The organism is Roseomonas indoligenes (genome assembly GCF_017813365.1).
GTDB lineage: Bacteria > Pseudomonadota > Alphaproteobacteria > Acetobacterales > Acetobacteraceae > Roseomonas > Roseomonas indoligenes.
Map to the genome: position 1 here is coordinate 211,077 of NZ_JAGIZA010000002.1, position 17,217 is coordinate 228,293.

The 17,217-nt window shown below is 70.4% G+C and carries 14 protein-coding genes; 5 read left to right on the plus strand and 9 right to left on the minus strand.

Annotated features, from left to right (window positions below; genetic code table 11):
* Window positions 1-41: 41 nt before the first annotated feature.
* From J5Y10_RS03300 to J5Y10_RS03320, 5 genes are all read left to right on the plus strand, one after another.
* Window positions 42-1,274: an ABC transporter substrate-binding protein gene (locus J5Y10_RS03300; protein WP_209370682.1), complete on the plus strand. Its 1,233-nt coding sequence runs from the start codon at window positions 42-44 to the stop codon at window positions 1,272-1,274.
* Window positions 1,271-1,648 carry a hypothetical protein gene (locus J5Y10_RS03305; RefSeq protein WP_209370684.1) on the plus strand — a complete coding sequence of 126 codons (378 nt, stop codon included), beginning with the start codon at window positions 1,271-1,273 and terminating at the stop codon, window positions 1,646-1,648. The genes J5Y10_RS03300 and J5Y10_RS03305 overlap by 4 nt, the downstream gene beginning before the upstream one ends.
* Entirely contained in the window at window positions 1,645-2,505 is an 861-nt protein-coding gene (locus tag J5Y10_RS03310) for an alpha/beta fold hydrolase (protein ID WP_209370686.1), read from the plus strand. Before J5Y10_RS03305 ends, J5Y10_RS03310 begins: the two co-directional genes overlap by 4 nt.
* On the plus strand, window positions 2,502-3,281 hold the full coding sequence (locus J5Y10_RS03315; protein ID WP_209370688.1) for an SDR family NAD(P)-dependent oxidoreductase: 780 nt from the start codon (window positions 2,502-2,504) through the stop codon (window positions 3,279-3,281). Before J5Y10_RS03310 ends, J5Y10_RS03315 begins: the two co-directional genes overlap by 4 nt.
* A 66-nt stretch (window positions 3,282-3,347) precedes the next feature.
* A complete protein-coding gene (locus tag J5Y10_RS03320; protein WP_209370690.1) occupies window positions 3,348-4,325 on the plus strand; it encodes a Bug family tripartite tricarboxylate transporter substrate binding protein in 978 nt (325 codons plus the stop codon).
* A gap of 10 nt (window positions 4,326-4,335) precedes the next feature.
* On the opposite strand, the gene J5Y10_RS03325 is transcribed toward J5Y10_RS03320, so the two are convergent.
* From J5Y10_RS03325 to J5Y10_RS03365, 9 genes are all read right to left on the minus strand, one after another.
* Window positions 4,336-5,709: an MmgE/PrpD family protein gene (locus J5Y10_RS03325; protein ID WP_209370692.1), complete on the minus strand. Its 1,374-nt coding sequence runs from the start codon at window positions 5,707-5,709 to the stop codon at window positions 4,336-4,338.
* A gap of 20 nt (window positions 5,710-5,729) precedes the next feature.
* Window positions 5,730-8,030 (minus strand): molybdopterin guanine dinucleotide-containing S/N-oxide reductase, encoded by a 2,301-nt coding sequence (locus tag J5Y10_RS03330; protein WP_209370694.1) that lies wholly within the window; start codon window positions 8,028-8,030, stop codon window positions 5,730-5,732.
* Window positions 8,027-8,791, minus strand: coding sequence for an enoyl-CoA hydratase/isomerase family protein (locus J5Y10_RS03335; protein WP_209370696.1), 765 nt, complete (start codon window positions 8,789-8,791; stop codon window positions 8,027-8,029). Before J5Y10_RS03335 ends, J5Y10_RS03330 begins: the two co-directional genes overlap by 4 nt.
* Window positions 8,792-8,880: 89 nt before the next feature.
* A complete protein-coding gene (locus tag J5Y10_RS03340) occupies window positions 8,881-9,471 on the minus strand; it encodes a cysteine dioxygenase family protein (protein WP_209370698.1) in 591 nt (196 codons plus the stop codon).
* 105 nt (window positions 9,472-9,576) lie between these two features.
* Window positions 9,577-11,337 carry an ABC transporter permease subunit gene (locus J5Y10_RS03345; protein ID WP_209370700.1) on the minus strand — a complete coding sequence of 587 codons (1,761 nt, stop codon included), beginning with the start codon at window positions 11,335-11,337 and terminating at the stop codon, window positions 9,577-9,579.
* Between the two features lie 27 nt (window positions 11,338-11,364).
* Window positions 11,365-12,726 (minus strand): LLM class flavin-dependent oxidoreductase, encoded by a 1,362-nt coding sequence (locus tag J5Y10_RS03350; protein WP_245214273.1) that lies wholly within the window; start codon window positions 12,724-12,726, stop codon window positions 11,365-11,367.
* 11 nt (window positions 12,727-12,737) lie between these two features.
* Window positions 12,738-14,096: an LLM class flavin-dependent oxidoreductase gene (locus tag J5Y10_RS03355; RefSeq protein ID WP_209370702.1), complete on the minus strand. Its 1,359-nt coding sequence runs from the start codon at window positions 14,094-14,096 to the stop codon at window positions 12,738-12,740.
* A 13-nt stretch (window positions 14,097-14,109) separates the two neighbouring features.
* Window positions 14,110-15,165, minus strand: coding sequence for an ABC transporter substrate-binding protein (locus J5Y10_RS03360; protein ID WP_209370703.1), 1,056 nt, complete (start codon window positions 15,163-15,165; stop codon window positions 14,110-14,112).
* Window positions 15,166-15,196: 31 nt separating this feature from the next.
* Window positions 15,197-16,300 (minus strand): ABC transporter ATP-binding protein, encoded by a 1,104-nt coding sequence (locus J5Y10_RS03365; RefSeq protein ID WP_209370705.1) that lies wholly within the window; start codon window positions 16,298-16,300, stop codon window positions 15,197-15,199.
* Window positions 16,301-17,217 lie beyond the last annotated feature (917 nt).

Sequence of the window (17,217 nt, forward strand, 5' to 3'; positions counted from 1 at the left end):
CAGGCCTGAACGGCCGCAGGAAAAAGGGAGGAAAGAACAGTATGATCACCCGGACCGGCAGGCGATCCCTGCTGATCGGCGGCGGGGCCATGGCCTCGGCGCTCGCGGCACCCGCCCTGCGGGCGCAGCCCTCGCGCAACGTGCGGATCGGCGTGCTCAGTGACATGAGCGGCCCCTATTCCGCCAACACCGGCCAGGGATCGGTGGTCGGCGCGAAGCTGGCGGCTGAGGACTTCATGCGCGCCCGCCCGGGCCTGCGGGTGGAGGTGATCCAGGCGGATTTCCAGAACAAGCCGGATGTGGGCCTTTCCATGGCGCGGGACTGGCTGGACCGGCAGGGCGTGGACGCCATTCTCGACGTGCCCGTCTCCTCCGTCGCCCTCGCCATCGGCGGGCTGGTGGCGGAGAAGGACAAGGTCGCTCTCTTCACCGGCCCCGCCACTGCCGCGCTGACGGGCGCGAATTGCGGACCGAACCACGTGCACTGGACCTACGATACCTGGTCCCTCGCGGCCGGCACCGGGCGCGCCCTGGTGGCGGATGGTGCGGACACCTGGTTCTTCATCACCGCCGACTACGCCTTCGGCCACGCGCTGGAAGGCGATACGGCGGGCTTCGTGAAGGAGGCTGGCGGCCGCGTCCTCGGCACCGCCCGTACCCCCTTTCCCGGCACCACGGACTTCTCCTCCTTCCTCGTGCAGGCGCAGGCGAGCCGGGCGAAGGTGATCGGCCTTGCGAATGCCGGCACGGATACGGTGAACTGCGTGAAGCAGGCCGCGGAGTTCGGCGTCGCCCGGCGCGGCACGCGACTGGCGGGGCTGCTGTTCCAGATCGCCGATGTCCACTCCCTCGGGCTGCAGGCGGCGCAGGGGCTGGCGCTGACGGAGGCCTTCTACTGGGACATGAACGAGGGCACGCGCGCCTTCTCCTCCCGCTTCGCGCCGCAGATGGGCGGGCAGAAGCCGGGGATGATCCACGCCGGCGGCTATTCCGCCGTGATGCACTACCTCAAGGCCCGCGACGCGCTCGGCGACAATGCCAGCGGCCGCGCGGCGGTCGGCTGGATGAAGGCGAACGGCACGGAGGACCCGCTCTTCGGGCGGGGAACCGTGCGCGCCGATGGCCGCAAGGTGCACGACATGTACCTCTTCCGCGTCAAGACGCCGGAGGAGAGCAAGGGACCCTGGGACTACTACGCCACGACCCGCACCATACCCGCCGACCAGGCCTTCCGGCCCATGCAGGGCGCGGGCTGCGCCATGGTGCCGTCATGACGCCGGAAGACCTGCCCGGGCTCGTGAACGACGACCCGATGCTGCGCCGCTGGGGGCGCTTCCTGGACGCGGACGTGATGCTCGCGGTCGGTGCCGAGGAATGGCTGCTTCGCCTGCGCGACGGCGCCGTGGAATCCATCCGCCGCGGCCCCTTCGTCATGCCCTCCTGGACGCTGGCCATCCGCATCGAGCCGGCGGCGTGGCGCGACTTCCTCTCGCCGGAGCCGCCACCCGGCCGGCACGACCTGATGGCACTGGTGCGCGGCCGGGAGCTGCGGCTGGAGGGCAACCTGCACCCCTTCATGAGCCACCTGCTGTGGTTCAAGGCCGCGCTCGCCAGCCTGCGCGGCGCGCATTCGGAGAGCGCGGCATGATGGAACCGATCCGCGGCGGCTACATCACCGTCACCCTCGGCGGCCAGCCGCACCGCATCTATGTCGAGGAGGCGGGTGAGGGGATCCCGCTGCTCCTCCTGCACACCGCCGGCTCCGACACGCGACAGTGGCGCGGGCTGCTGAACGACGCGGCGGTGACGCAGCACTTCCGCTGCATCACCTTCGACCTCCCCTGGCACGGCAAGTCCTCCCCGCCCGATGGCTGGTGGAGGGAGGAGTACAAGCTCACCACCGCCGCCTATGTAGAGGCCATCCTCGGCGTTTCCGAAGCGCTCGGCCTGCACCGGCCCGTGGTGATGGGCTGCTCCATCGGCGGGCGCGTGGTGCTGGAACTGGCCGCGGCGCATGGCGCGCGCCTGGGCGGCGTGATCGGCCTGCAATCCTCCTCCCACGTCGATCCCTACTACGACACGGAGTGGACTCACCGGCCGGACGTGCACGGTGGCGAGGTCTGCGCCGGCATCGTCTCCGGCCTCATGGCGCCGCAATCGCCGGAGGGCGAGCGATGGGAGACGCTGTGGCACTACATGCAGGGCGGCCCCGGCGTGTTCCGCGGCGACCTGCACTTCTACAAGGCCGAGGGCGACCTGCGCGACCGGCTGGCGATGATCGACACGTCACAGTGCCCGGTGTGGCTGCTGACGGGCGAGTACGACTATTCCTGCTCGCCGGAGGCGACGCGGGAGACGGCGCGGCACATCCCCGGCAGCGAGGTGACGATCATGTCCCGCCTCGGACATTTCCCGATGAGCGAGAACTACGCGCATTTCGCGGAGTTCCTGCAGCCGGTGCTGGACCGGGTCCGCGCGGCGGCAAAGGAGAGGACGGCACCATGAGGCTGCAGGGCAAGATCGGGCTCGTCACCGCCGCCGCGTCCGGCATGGGGCGGGCGGGCGTGCTGCGCTTCGCGCGGGAAGGCGCGGCGGTGGCCGTGGTCGATCGCGACGCGGCGGGCGTGGCCTCTGCCGTGGCGGAGATCGAGGCGGCGGGCGGGCGCGCCATCGGCCTTCCCGGCGACCTGCGGGACGACGCTTTCTCCCGCCGCATCGTCGAGGACACGGTTGCGGCCTTCGGCGGGCTGGACTTCGTGTGGAACCATGTCGGCCATCCCGGCCCCTCCGTGGTGGAGGGCCTGCCACGGGACGACCTGGACCTCGCGATCGACCTCAATCTTCGCACGATCATGGCGACCACCGATGCCGCCATCCCGCACCTGCGCGGCAGGGCCGGTGCGTCCCTGCTTTACACGGCCTCCACCTCCGGCCTGCAGGGATCGGTGTTCAGCCCGGTCTATTCCGCGATGAAGTTCGGCGTGGTCGGCTTCATGCGGGCCCTGGCGAAGCGGCTGGCGCCGGAGGGGATCCGCTGCAACGCCGTCTGCCCGGGCAGCGTGGACACGCCGATGCTCCGCGTCTTCGTCGCCCGCCCCGACCAGGCCGCGACGGCTGGCGCGGATGTGGAGGCGCTGGTGAAGAAGCGCGGCGCCGTGAACCCGCTCGGCCGCCCGGCGCGGCCGGAGGAGATCGCCAACGCGGCGCTGTTCCTCCTCTCGGACGAGGCCTCCTTCATCACCGGCGCCGCCCTGCCCGTGGATGGCGGTACGACGGCCTGACGAAGCGCGCCGGCCAGGGCCAGGCCGGCGCGCCCCCAGCAAGGTCCGGAGAGGAAGGAACACGCCATGATCGCCTTGCCGCGCCGCGCCCTGCTACGGGCAGGCCTCGCCGCGCCGCTGCTGCTGCGCCCCGTCTCAGGACGGGCGCAGGGTGGCTACCCGTCCCGCCCGATCCGCCTGATCATTCCCTTCTCCGCGGGTGGGCCGACGGACGTGCTGGCCCGCATCCTCGCCGCCGAGATCCAGGCGACGAAGGGCTGGTCCATCGTCATTGAGAACCTCTCGAGCGGCGGTGGCACCGTGGGAACGGCCACGGCGACCCGGGCAGCGCCGGACGGCTACACCCTGTTCTTCGGCTCCGGCGGCACCAACGGCATCCAGGCCGCGCTCTATCCCAACCTCGGCTACGACGTCGCCGCGGATTTCACCCCGCTCGCGCTCGCCTGCACCACGGCGAACATCTTCGTCGCCCATCCCGGCTTCCCGGCGGACGACATCGCCGGCCTGCTGCGTCAGGCCAAGTCCAGCCCCGTCAGCTACGGCACCGCCGGCATCGGCACGACGACGCATATGAGCGCCGAGCTGCTGAAGATGATGACCGGCGCCAACCTCGTGCACATTCCCTATCGCGGCGGCGGCCCCTCGATGAACGACCTGCTGGCCGGGCACATCCCGCTGATGGTGGATGCCACCACCACCTCCGTCCCGCATATCAAGGCCGGCCGCATCAAGGCGCTCGCCGTCACCACCCGGGCGCGGGACGAGAGCCTGCCGGAGGTGCCGACGGTGGGCGAGACGGTCCAGGGCTACGAGGCGACGGCCTGGTTCGGCCTTTTCGGCCCGAAGAACCTGCCTCCGGACATGGTGCTGGCGCTGAACGGGGTGTTGAACGACGCCCTGCGGTCCGAAACCGTGGCCCGCCGGTACCGGGAATTGGGGGCGACGCCGGGGCAGGAGACGCCGGAGGCCTTCGGCCGCTACGTCGCCGGGGAACTGACGAAGTGGCGGGCCGTGGTCGCCGCCACCGGCGTGAAGCCGGAATAGGGAACGGGCGTCAGCCCACCCGCCGCCTGGCGATTGCCGCCCCTGCCAGGGGGATCGGCCCGGGCAGGGCATCCCCGTGCAGCAGCGACCGTTCCAGCCGCGCTGCCGCCGCGCTGCCGATGGCGGGGCCGACCAGCTCGCGGAACTTCGCTGTCAATTCAGCATCGCTGAGCGGCGCATCCGGGTCGCCCTTGCGCGTCGGCTGGTACCGCTCCAGCACCCTGCCGTCCCGCAGCCTGATGGTAACGCGGGCGCTGCGCTGCCGGGGATAGGCGTCCGCCATCTCGGGATCGATGGCGACCGTCACCTTCACCATGTCGGCCCGGATGGCCGGGTCCGCCATGCTCGCGGCCTCGAAGGCCGCCAGCCGCACGCCGCCGAGATGGAGCAGCGCGGAGACGCAGTACTGCACGGAGAAGCGGGCATCGGCCACCGTGCGCGGATCCGGCCGGTCGCAAAGGGTTTTGGTCTGGGTATAGCCCGCGACATGCACCGCGGCGACGTCGCCGGCGCCGAACCCGTGCTCGTCGCGCAGGGCCGTCACCGCGTCCAGTGCCGGGAAGATGTGGCCGCAGCAGCCATGGTTCTTGAAGGTGATGCGCGTGATGGCGGGCGGCCCGCCCAGTCCCTCCAGCGCGGCCTCCCAGCGGCCGGTGCTGTCGCTGGTGGCGGCAGCGAAGCCGGCGGGGGCGTGCAGCACCTCCAGCGTGCCCGTCATCCCGCGCGCGGCGGCCATGGCGGCCAGGGCGCCTGCCTCGGCGGCGTGGCCGGCGTGGAGCGGCTTGCTCATCCCCTCACCCTGGATCGCCCCCTGCAGCCCGGCTGCCATGGTGGCGGCGGTAGCGAGGGCATGCGCCGTCCGCGCCTCGTCCAACCCGAGCAGAACGGAGACGGCGGCGGCGGCCCCGAAGGTGCCGACCGTGCCCGTGGTGTGCCAGTAGCGGTAGTGGCTGGGCTGCACCGCCATGCCGATCCGGCAGCCTACCTCGTAGCCCGCGATGATCGCCCGCAGCAGGTCCTGCATCGATGCGCCCTGCACCTGCGCGGCGGCCAGCGCAGCCGGCATCGTGGGGCAGGCCGGGTGGTAGCCGGCATCGCGGTAGATGTCGTCGAACTCCACCAGGTGGCCGGCGGTGCCGTTCACCAGGGCCGCGTGGCGCAGCGGTACCATCGTGCCGTCCACGTAGCAGACCGCGCGGCCGGTGGCGCCTTCGGCCCCCAGGGCCTCGGCTATGGTCGTCGCCGGGGGCTGGCTGCAGCCGGGCAGGAGGGAGGCGAACCAGTCCAGCAGGGCGCGGCGGGCATGCGCCTCCAGCTCGGGCTCGATCGGGCGGCCGCGCCAGCCAACCGCATAGTCCGCCAGCTGCAGAAGCGGGTTTTCCATGGCGTCGTCCCTCCCGATTTTCACCTGTCCTGGGCCAACAGCTCCGGCAAGTCAAAGGCCGTGACGGGCGGCGGATCGGCTATCGGGCCGCTCACCTCGACAAGGCAGGTCTGCGCCGAGCAGCCCTGCGAGAAGCCCGAGGCGCCGGCATCCAGCGTCAGCACGTTCGGGTTCCCGTGCTTCTCCACCCCCGTGGCGGGGTCGGGGTCGTACCAGGCGCCGGTGTTCAGCCGGACCACGCCGCGCATCACCGCATCACTACGGCACAGCGCGGCTTGGCAACGGCCGCGGTCGTTGAAGAGCTCCACGATGTCGCCATCCGACAGGCCGCGCGCAGCCGCGTCCTCCGGGTGCATGAAGACCTGCTCCCGCCCGCGCACCTTCCCGGCGGTGCTGTATCCGCTGGCGTCGAGCTGGCTGTGCAGCCGCCGCACCGGCTGGTCGGAGAGGAGGTGCAGCGGGTGTCGGTCCACGCCGGGGCCGCCCAGCCATTCCGCGGGTCCCCGCCACACCGGGTATCCCGGGCAGTCCGGCAGGCCGAAGCCGGCGATCCGCTCGGAGAAAATCTCGATCCGGCCGGAGGGCGTGTTCAGCGGGTTGGCCGCCGGATCGGTGCGGAGGGCCTCCAGCATCACCACCGGCCGGTCATGCTCGGCCAGGCTGATCAGCCCGGTCTCCTGGAAGGCCGCGTATTCCGGCAGGTCGATGCCCTGGCCCGCCGATTTCTGCCGCGTCTCGTCGTAGAGGCGGCGTAGCCAGCCCTCGCTGTCCAGCCCCTCCGTGTAGGTGTCGGCCGCGCCCATGCGGGCGGCGATGCCGGCGAAGATGTCGTAGTCGTCCCGCGCCTCCCCGGCAGGGGCCGAGACGGGGCGCATGGCCACGAGAAAGCCCTCCTTCGTGGCGGAGCCGATGTCGCTGCGCTCCAGCGTCGTGGTGGCGGGCAGCACGATGTCCGCCCGCTTCGCGGCGGGCGTCCAGTACTGCTCGTGCACCACGATCGTCTCCGGCTTCTGCCAGGCGCGCTCCAGCCGGTTCAGGTCCTGGTGGTGGTGAAAGGGGTTCCCGCCGGCCCAGTAGACCAGCCGGATGTCGGGGTAGGTGTAGCGGCCGCCGACATAGGTGAAGGGCGCGCCGGGGTTGAGGAGCATGTCGGCGATGCGGGCCACGGGGATGAAATCCCGCACCGCGTTGCGCCCCTGGGGCAGTGTGGGGCCGGGCAGGCGGGGGTGCGGGCTGCCCATCAGGTTAGTGGCCCCGTAGCCCAGCCCGAAGCCGCCGCCGGGCAGGCCGATCTGCCCGAGCATCGCGGCGAGGGTCACAAGCATCCAGAAAGGCTGCTCCCCGTGCGTGGCGCGCTGGAGCGACCAGGAGATGTTCAGCATCGTGCGCTGCGCCGCCATCTCACGCGCCAGCGCCGCGGTGCGGGCGGCAGGGACGCCGGTGATGGCCTCCGCCCATTCCGGGGTCTTCGGCTGCCCGTCCTCCTCGCCGGAGAGGTAGTGCTCGAACCGCTCGTAGCCCGTGCAGCAGCGCGCGAGGAAATCGCGATCCGCCAGCCCTTCCTCTCGCAGAACCCAGGCGAGCGCGAGCATCAGCGCCGTGTCGGTGTTCGGCCGGGCCTGGATCCATTCGGCCCCCGCGCCCGTGTCCAGGTTGTCGTGCACGGGGCCGATGTTGACGAAGCGCACGCCGCGCGCGGCCATTCGGTGCAGCCCCTCCCGCACGCGGTGGCGTCCGGCCCCGCCGGCGGAGATCTGCGCGTTCTTGGCCGGCACGCCGCCGAAGGCGACGAAGAGCCCGGTATGCTCCGCCATGACAGACCAGGAGGTGTGCTGGGCCATCAGGTCGTCCATCGGCGCGACGATGTGCGGCATCAGCGCGCGCCCGGCCCCGAGGGAGTAGGAATCCATGTGGCGGACATAGCCGCCGACCGCGTTCAGGAAGCGGTGCACCTGGCTCTGCGCGTGGTGGAAGCGGCCGGCGGAGGACCAGCCGTAGGAACCGCCGAAGATCGCCGTGTTGCCATGCGCCGTCCGCACCCGCTGCAGCTCCGCCGCCACGAGGACCAGCGCCCTCTCCCACGGCACCTCTACGAAGGGCTCCCGCCCGCGCAGCTCCGGCGCGGCGCCCGGCCCCTTCTCCAGCCAGCTCCGCCGCACCGCAGGGCGCAGCACTCGCAGCCGGGCGAGGGAGTCGTCGGTCTGGTGCAGGCCGATGGGGCTGGGATCCGGGTCCCCGGGCATTGGGTGCAGGCTCGCCCGGCCCGCGGCGTCCTGCGCCACCTCGTAGATGCCCCAGTGGGAGGCGGTGTAGGCGTTCATCCGGGCGCTCCGGCCTTGGAAGGCCGGGCCGCCATGGCCGCGGCGCGGTAGTCCTGGATCCGCCGCTTCAGCCCGGGGCGGGCGACGGAGCGGGCCAGCGCCGAGAGATCGGCATCGTCATCAGCCCGGCGCGTGCGCCCGTGCAGCGCGGCGACGGTGGCCGCGTCCAGCCGCGCCGCGGCCCGCGCGGCGTCCGCGACGGCATTGGGCACCGCCCCTTCCTCCAGCAGGGAGGAGGCGAGGCCCAGGGAGAGCGCGCTCTCGGCCCCCACCGGCGCGCCCGCGAGGAGCAGCCGGCGCGCGGCGGTGTCCCCCAACAGGTCGGCCAGCCGCCCGGTGCCGAGGACCAGGCCAAAGGCCGGCCCAGGAAAGGCGAAGCTGGCGCCTGCCAGGGCCAGGCGGTGGTCGCAGACCGCGAAGAGGTCCGCGCCAGCCCCGAAGACCCGCCCGCCGGCCACCGCCATGGTCGCCACCGGCAGGGCGCTGATCCGCTGCAGCAGCAGCTCGATTCGGATGATGCGGAGCGCGAGGTCGCCCTCCTCAGCGGCGTCGAGATCGGCGAGGTCGAGGCCAGTGCAGAAATTGCGGCCACGCCCGCGCAGGACGATCAGCCGGGCACCCTCCGCCAGCGCCGCATCGAGCGCCGCGTCCAGCGCCTCCACCAGTTCCGGTCCCAGCGCATTGCCTCGCTCCGGACGGTTCAGCCAAAGGATTGCTGCATCGCCATCCCGCTCAACCGCGACCGCCCCCGATCCGCTCATGCCGTCCTGGCCCCCGTGCTGGTCCGGTCCGTTTCCGTCCTGATGGAGGCGAGGTCCAGCCTTTCCACGCGCCCGATCCCCGCGGCAGTTCACGCGGTCGCGCGGGACCGGTCCCAGAGGTTCGGCACCTGCTCGTTCGAATAGCCTGAGATGAAGGACTTCTCGCGGCCCTCCATGTCGAAGACATGCCGGCTCACCGCGCCGATGTTCCCGCCATAGAGATGGATGCTGATCGAGACCCGGTCGTCATGGGCATTCACGACTTGGTGGATGTCGCCGATCTCCGGCGCCACCGCGTCGATGTCTCCCGGCTCCAGCCGCACGGGCTCGCCTTCCGCATACAGGCTGCCGTCAGGCCGGCGGGAGAAGCCGGCGGAGACCTCCGCGCCGCGCAGCATCCCGATCAGCCCCCACACCATGTGGTCGTGGATCGGCGTTCGCTGCCCCGGCCCCCAGACGAAGCTGACGAGGGAGAAGCGCTCCGCCGGATCGCAGTGCAGCAGGTACTGCCGGTAGTATTGCGGGTGCGGCACGGCGCAGGCCTCGGGCAACCAATCGTCCCGGGCGATCAGCCGCCCGAGCAGCGGCCTGGCCGCCTCCATGAGGGCCGAGCCGGCGGGAACCGTGTCCGCGGCCCGGGTCATTGCAGTGACGAAGTCGCGCAGCCGGCCGATGCTCATGCCACACCCCTGTCCTCCTGGATTTGCCTTCCTGACAGATGCCGATGCTGGCCGGCAACCCTGGGGGAGGGGAGTGGCGACGCCGGGCTGCCCGCCGCCGTTCCGTCACGCAGCCCGGCCGCGGCGGGCCGGGCGGAGGAATTCGGCCAGGAGGAAGAGCGCGGTGACCAGCACCACAACGACCACGGAGGCCGCGACGAGCACCGGGCTGACCTGCAGGATCACGTCGTCCCACATCTGCTTCGGCAGGGTGGTCCGCAGCCCGCCGCCGATGAACAGGGCGACCGTCAGCTCCTCGAAGGAGGAGAGGAAGGCGAAGATCAGGGCGCCGACGAGGCCGCCGCGCATGAGCGGCAGGGTGACGCGCAGCAGGGTGCGCCGCCGGTCCGCCCCGAGCGTCGCCGCCGCCTGGTCCAGCCGCCAGTCATGGGTCTTGAGCGTGGCGAGGAGGATGACGAAGGCGATCGGCATGGCGTGTACGGTGTGGCCGAGCATGATGCCGGCATCCGTCGCCACCAGCCCCACCCGCGCGAAGAGCTGGAACAGCGCGACGGCGACGACGATGGAGGGCACGATCATCGGCGTCATGAACATCAGGAAGACCGGCCGGGAGAGGCGCCCGGCCCCGCGCGCAAGCCCGAAGGCGGCAAGGGCGGCGAGGGCCGTGGTCACGACCGCCGTCGCCAGCCCGATGCCGAAGGAGCGCAGCGTCGCGCTCATCCACACGGGGGAGGCGAAGTACTCGGCAAACCAGCGCAGGCCGAAGCCCGGCGGGGGGAAGGAGAGGAAGCTGGCACTGGTGAAGGCCATGGGCACCATGGCGAGCAGGGGCAGCACCAGGACGGCCACGATGGCCCAGGCATAGGCGGGAAGAAGCCAGCCGAAGCGGTGCCCGCCCAGCAGGCGCGCGAGCCCCTCGGACAGCCCGCCGAACAGCGTGGCGAGGCTGGCGGCAAGGCCGAGGCCGGCGCGCCGCAAGGGGCTGCCCGCCGCGCGCGGCGCAGCGGCCCCGCCCGAGACGGAGGAGAGGCCGAAAACGCGGTCGTAGAGGAGGCAGCTCAGCAGCGCCGCCCCGATCAGCAGCGCCGAAAGGGCGGCGGCGAAGACCAGGTTATCCATCTGCTGGACCTGGGTGATGATGGCCTGCCCCATCATCGTCTCCTGCGGGCTGCCGAGCAGCGCGGGCGTGATGAAATAGCCGAGCGAGGCGATGAAGACGAGCAGCCCGGCCGAGGCGACTCCGGGCATGGAGAGCGGCAGGTGGATGCGCCAGAAGGCGGCCGCGCGCGGGGCGCCGAGCGTGCCCGCGGCCTGGAGCAGCCCGCGATCGATCCCCGTCATGACCGGCAGCATGGAGACGACCGCGAGCGGCAGCAGGCTGTGCACCATGGCGAAGAGGACGACAGGGCGGTTGAACAGGAGGTCCGGCGGCTGCCCGAGCCCCAGCGCCTGGAAGGCACCCGCCACGATCCCCGTGCGCCCGAGCAGCACCAGCCAGGCGAAGTTCTTCACCAGCGCGCTGGTCCAGAAGGGCAGCAGAACCAGCAACGTGGCCGCGCGCTGCCGCCGCGCCGGAAGCCCCGCCAGCCAATAGGCCAGGGGATAGCCGAGCAGGAGGCACAGCCCGGTCGTCTGGGCCGCGATCGCGAAGGTATTGCCGATGATGCGGGCATAGACCCGCGCCCCGAAGGCCCGCTCATAGGCGGCGAGGGAGAACTCGCCGGTCTCGGAATCCGTGAGGCTTACGGACAGGAGCTGCAACGAGGGAAGGACGAGAAGGAGGAGTAGGAAGAGCGCGCCGGGCAGGGCCAGCCAGAGCGCGTTCCACCGCCGCCGCGCCGGCACCGCCGATGCGGGGCCGGCCATGACCGCGGAGCCTGTGGCTGACACCGCCTACTTCGCCGCCGCCATGGCCGGCGCGGGCGCGACGTGGCGGTTGGGCGGCCGCTTCAGGCCGAGGTTCTCGCGCAGCGTCCGGCCGGTATAGGCCGTGCGGAACAGGCCGCGGCGCTGGAGTTCCGGCACCACCCCGTCTACGAAGCGCTCCAGCCCCTGTGGCATGAGGCTCGGCGTCACCATGAAGCCGTCCGCGACGCCCGCCGTGAACCACTCCTCGAGATGGTCGGCCACCTGGGTCGCGGTGCCGCGCAGCGTCTGGTTGCCACGCTCGTAGCGCAGGTAGAGCTGGCGCAGGGTCAGCCCCTCGCTGCGGATCATCTCCACGATCTTGTCGAAATAGGCCTTGTGGAAGTTGGAGTTGCGGGGGATCCGGTCTTCCGGGATCGGCTCGTCCAGCGGCAGGTCGGACAGGTCCGTCTCCAGGTCCATGCCCAGGCGCATGCGGCCAACCACGGGGTGAATGAGGTGTTGGAGGGTCTGGTACATGTCCTCCGCCTCCCCCTGGCTGTCCGCGATCAGCACGGGCTTGCCGGCCAGGACCTTCAGCGCCTCCGGCTCCCGGCCGAACTTCGGCATCCGGCCCTTCAGGTCGTCGTAGAAGCGGCGCGCCGCCTCCAGCGTGGCGTCGGAGGCGAAGACCACCTCTGCCGTCTCGGCCGCCAGTTCCTTGCCGGTATCGGAGGCGCCGGCCTGGATGATGACGGGATGACCCTGCGGCGGCCGCTCGATGTTCAGTGCCCCGTGCAGGGTGAAGAACTCGCCCTTGTGGTCCACCACGTGCTGCTTGGCGGGATCGAAGGTGAGGCCGGCTGTCCGGTCCCGCACGAAGGCGTCGTCCTCCCAGCTGTCCCAGAGCTTGCCAACCAGATCCACGAATTCCCGCGCCCGGTCGTAGCGGCGGGCATGCGGCGGCAGCTTGTCCAGCCCGAAGTTGCGCGCCGCGAAGTCATTGGCGGAGGTGACCACGTTCCAGGCCGCGCGCCCGCGGCTGAGATGGTCGAGGGAGGCGAACATCCGGGCGACGTTGTAGGGCTCGGTGAAGCTCGTGCTGACGGTGCCGCCCAGGCCGATGTGCTGCGTTGCTCCCGCCAGCGCGGAGAGTAGCGTGACCGGCTCGAAGACATTCATGAAGAGCGGGTAGCGGCTATAGGCCTCGAGGTTGCTCGTCCGCGCCGCCGGGGTGTCGGCGATGAAGAACAGGTCGAACAGCCCCCGCTCGGCGAGCTGCGCCGTGCTGCGGTACCAGTCGATGTCGGTGGAGGCGCCCGCCTGGGTCGAGGGGTGCAGCCAGCCCGCATTGTGGTGGCCCGTCGGGTGGCACAGCAGCGCCAGGGCCATCTGCTTCGTGTCGGCCATGGTCGGGGCTCCTATTCGGCGGCGCGGGCCGCGGCGGAAACGGGCGGCTGGAAGGGCGGGCGGCGCAGGCCGAGATGGTCGCGCAGCGTGCGGCCCTTGTACTCCGTCCGGAACAGCCCACGGCGCTGCAACTCGGGCACGACGAGGCGGACGAAGTCCTCCAGCCCCTTGGGCTGCAGGTGCAGGATCAGCATGAAGCCATCCGCGGCGCCGGTGGCGAACCACTCCTCCATATGGTCGGCCACCCGCTTCGCCGTGCCGCGCACGGTGCGGGTGCCGCGCTCGTAGCGCTGGCTGATCTGGCGGAGCGTCAGCTTCTCCTCGCGGATCATGCGGACGATCTCGGCGAAGTAGGCGGTGTGCAGGTTCGCTTTGGCGGGGATGCGGTCCTCCGGGATCGGCGCGTCCATGTCGAGGTCTGAGAGGTCCGTCTCCAGGTCCATCCCCAGCTTCTGCTTCGCGACCATGGGGTGCAGCAGGGCTTGCAGCGTCTGGTACTTGTCCTCCGCTTCGTCGTCGCTCTCGCCCACCACCACGGGCATGCCGGCGAGGACACAGAGATCCTCCGGCGCGCGGCCGACCTTCGCCATGCGGGACTTCAGCCCGGCATAGTAGGCCTGTGCCTTCTCCAGCGTGGGGGAGGAGCCGAAGACCACCTCCGCCGTCTCCGCCGCCAGGTCCATCCCGGCCTCCGACGCGCCGGCCTGGATGATCACGGGATGGCCCTGCGGCGTGCGCTCGATGTTCAGCCCCCCGCGGATCCTAAAATGCTGCCCCTGGTGGATGACGGGGTGCATCTTGTCCGGATCGTAGAAGCGCCCGGCCTCCCGGTCATAGGTGAAGGCGCCGTCCTCCCAGGTGTTCCAGAACTTCCGCACCACCTCCACGAACTCCCGCGCTCGATCGTAGCGCTGGGCGTGCGGGGGCAGGGGGATCTCGCCGAAATTGCCTGACGCGTAGATGTTGGCGGTCGTCACCACGTTCCACGCCGCCCGACCGCCGCTGATATGGTCCAGCGAGGCGAATTGCCGGGCGACGTTGAAGGGCTCGTTGTAGCTCGTGCTGGAGGTGCCGCCGAGGCCGATGTGCTCGGTCGCGCCGGCGAGCGCCGAAAGGCAGGTCAGCGGCTCCAGCACGTTGGTGAAGAGCGGGTAGCGGCTCCAGGATTCCAGGTTTTCGATCCGCAGCGCGGGCGTGTCCGCCATGAAGAACAGGTCGAACAGCCCGCTCTCCGCCAGCCGCGCCAGGCGGCGATAGGAGGCGATGCTGACATCGCTTCCGTCCTCCGTACTGGGGTGGCGCCACGCCGCGGGGTGGTGCCCGCTGAGATGCGCGGAGAAGGAAAGGTGGATCTGTCGGTCCGTACCCATGGCGGCGTTCCCCTTATCCCAGGAGCCAGTCCTGGAAGCGTTCCTGCACCCGGTTCTTGTTGGCGGCCCACCAGGCGTTGTCCACGGGGGCAAGGCCGGGAAGGTTCTGCGGCGAGGTGGGCAGGATGGCCGCGCGCTCCGGCCGGATGAAGTCGTAGGCGCGCTGGTTGCTCGGCCCGTTGGCGACGGTGTTGGAGTAGATCGCCTGCTGCTCCGGCCGCAGGCAGAAGGCCACGAAGCGCCGTGCCAGATCCGCCCGCGGCGTGCCGCGCAGCAGCGACCACCCGTCGCTGGAGTAGACGCCCTGCTTGAAGCTGATCCCCACCGGCGCGCCGCTCTCCATCGCGGCATAGGCGCGGGCGCCCCAGGTATCCGCCATGTCCACCTCGCCGCTTTGCAGAAGCTGAGTGTTCTGCGCGCCGCTGGTCCACCAGACCGCGATGTTGCGCTTGATCGTGTCCAGCTTGCGGAAGGCGCGGTTCACGTCCAGCGGGTAGAGGTCCTTCGGCGCGACGCCATCGGCCATCAGCGCGATCTCCAGCGGGCCGTTCTGGGCGCGGTAGAGGGCGCGGCGGCCGGGGAACTTCGCGACGTCGAAGTAGTCCGCCCAGGTCTGCGGCGGGTTTTCCCCGAACCTGTCCTTGCGATAGGCCAGCACGGTCGCGAAGACGGAGAAGCCGGCCCAGTCCGGCGTCAGCATGCCCTCGATCACGCCGGGGACAGGCTGGAGGTTCAGCGCGTCAAGGTAGGGCTTCGGCCGGGTCAGGTTCGCCACATGGGCGGGGGTGACCATGCAGAGGTCCCAGATGTAGCTCCGGCTGTCCACCGCCAGCTTGAACTGCACGGTCGGATCCGATTCATGCGCCACGTTGACGACGCGGATGCCCGTCTCCTTCTCGAACGGGTCGTAGAAGGCGTTCCGCATCGCGGTGGCCGGGGCGCCGCCCACATCCGCTGCCGTGATCTGGTCGGCCGCGAAGGCACGTCCGCCGGTGAAGACGAAGGGGGCGGCGAGGCCCGTCGCGCGCAGGATCCCGCGGCGGGAAAGGGCCGGGTATGGGGTGGCCATGGTCACTCCTCTCGTCTCGATGTCCGATGGGTCAGGCGGGCAGCAGGCGGCCCTGGGCGGCATCCCAGTCCAGCACCACCTCGTCGCCGATGGCCAGGGGCGCCTGGCCCGGGGAGCGGCGCGCCACGATCGTCGTGCCGGAGCCGAGTGTGACCAGCAGCCGGAACTCCGAGCCGGCATAGACCGATTCCACGATCCGCCCGCGCAGGGCGGCACACTCCGGGGTGGCAGGGCGCAGCGACACGTGTTCGGGGCGGACCACCAGGGCGGCAGTGGCGCCTGAGGACAGCCGGGGCGCCTCCGGCGGAAGCGGCAGGGCCCCGTCCGGAGTCTCGAGCACGCCGCCCGCGCCGATCCGGCCCTGGATGACGTTGGACAGGCCGATGAAGTCGGCCGCGAAGAGCGATGCCGGGTGCTCGTAGATGTGCTGCGGGGTGCCGATCTGCTCGATCCGCCCGTGGTTCATCAGCAGGATGCGGTCGGAGAGGGCGAGAGCCTCCTCCTGATCATGGGTGACGAAGATGATCGTGGCCCCCGTCTCCCGGTGCAGGCGCTTGATCTCCATCTGCATGGCTTCCCGCAGCTTGCGGTCCAGCGCGCCGAGCGGCTCGTCCATCAGGATCAGCGCGGGCTGGTAGACGAGGCAGCGCGCGAGCGCCACGCGCTGCTGCTGGCCGCCGGACAACTCGCGCGGGAAGCGGTCCTCCAGCGCGCCGAGGCCGACCATGCCGAGCGCCTCCGCCGCGCGGCGCTTCAGCTCCGGCGCGGGAACCCGGCGCATCTGCAAGGGGAAGAGGACATTCTCCCGCACCGTCAAATGGGGAAACAGGGCGTAGTTCTGGAAGACGACCCCGATGCCCCGCTGGTGCACGGGGGTGTGAGTCCGGTCCTCGCCGTCGATGAACAGGCTGCCGGCGCTCGGCTCGATCAGGCCCGCGACGAGCTGGAGAAGGGTGGTCTTGCCGGAACCGGAGGGGCCGAGAACCGTGAGGAACTCGCCCGGCCAAACGTCGAGGTCCATCGGCAGGAGCGCGTCCGCGGCGCCGTAGCGCTTGGCGATGCCGCGCACCGACAGCTTCGAAGGGGATTCCCGGCCCATGACCGCGGCACCGACGGCCCTTGGCTCCGCGCTCATCGCATCATCCCGTCAGCTCGCTTGCGACGACCGGGCAGGCCTGGCCAGCTTCTCCGGCCGCCAGCCTAGCCCGGTCCTGGGACGGTGTCCGCGCCCCGTCCCGGAAAACTCTGCGCGGAACCGCCGCTTCTGACCAGATTTTCGGCGTTCAGCTGCCCGATCCGGCGCAGTTGCGCGGGATTTCAACACTCTCGGGCAGATAACGGCAACAGGAAGAGGGAACTGTCTGGAGCCGTCGCGATGGCTTCGCGCCTATACGGACGACTTTCAGGAGAGCGAGAAGTGCTCTGACGAGCGGCAGAGCTTCAGGAAGAGAATGGTGATCAATGAGAGAATAGAAACTCGCGGAGTGCAATTTCCGGTTGAGCGTATCCGATGCCAAGTCGCGGATTCTATTATACGTTGTAAAGATGGTGCTCCGAATGCGCGAGTTGATGCGGACAATAATATGCGTCACGGCGCTGTTTTAACGCTGGGCTCTCCGGGCGAGATCCAGCCGATCCAATCTGAGAAGCCTGAATTCGATGTGCCGTCCTTAACACCCTCAGGAACGTTAGCGCGCCCGAATCCATCACTTGTGCTGATCAAGTCATCAAAAAGGGCTCCAAGGCCTCACACTGATTTCTGCGACAGCGCCGCAAGGATCCGTCAACAGGACGCCTGCACCCTAGCCCTGGGTGCTGCGAGCAACTCTGTAAGAGTATAGTTTCGTTTTTAATTCTAAATTTGCGCTCATTTCACGTTGCCCTACGGATGTTGTGCTGAAGATCAGCAATCTTATGCCGGACCACGCGTCGGCAGAGGTTCTCAACCTAGCCAGCAGGACAGCATCCCATGACCAACCCGAATGCCGCCAAGACCGTGATCCTCTCCGCGCCGAAGTCGGTGGCCGATGCCGGCCGCGTCTCCACTGGCGG